The organism is Paraburkholderia sp. SIMBA_030, assembly GCF_046535245.1.
In the GTDB taxonomy this organism is placed as follows: Bacteria; Pseudomonadota; Gammaproteobacteria; order Burkholderiales; family Burkholderiaceae; genus Paraburkholderia.
Genome location: NZ_JAWRXB010000303.1, coordinates 1 through 285 on the forward strand (window position 1 = coordinate 1; position 285 = coordinate 285).

The 285-nt window shown below is 58.9% G+C and carries 1 pseudogene; it reads left to right on the forward strand.

The features are described from left to right. Positions 1–285, forward strand: a pseudogene (locus SB772_RS40105) (hypothetical protein); the annotation flags it as partial.

Here is a 285-nt window from a genome sequence, read left to right on the forward strand (position 1 = left end):
GCTTCCATGATGCACGAAACCAACATTTCTCCGCTGCTGATGGCCTGGTCGATTGCTGCCGTACTGCGTATCGCGCTGGGTTCCGCAACCGTTGCGGCAATCACTGCGGGTGGTATCGCGGCACCGCTGATTGCAACGACGGGTGTTAGCCCGGAGCTGATGGTTATTGCGGTTGGTTCCGGTAGTGTGATTTTCTCTCATGTGAACGATCCGGGCTTCTGCCCACGGAATCGTGAGCACTTCAAGTGCCCGGTGCGCGAAGCGGCATGCGGGCATCTCGTCACC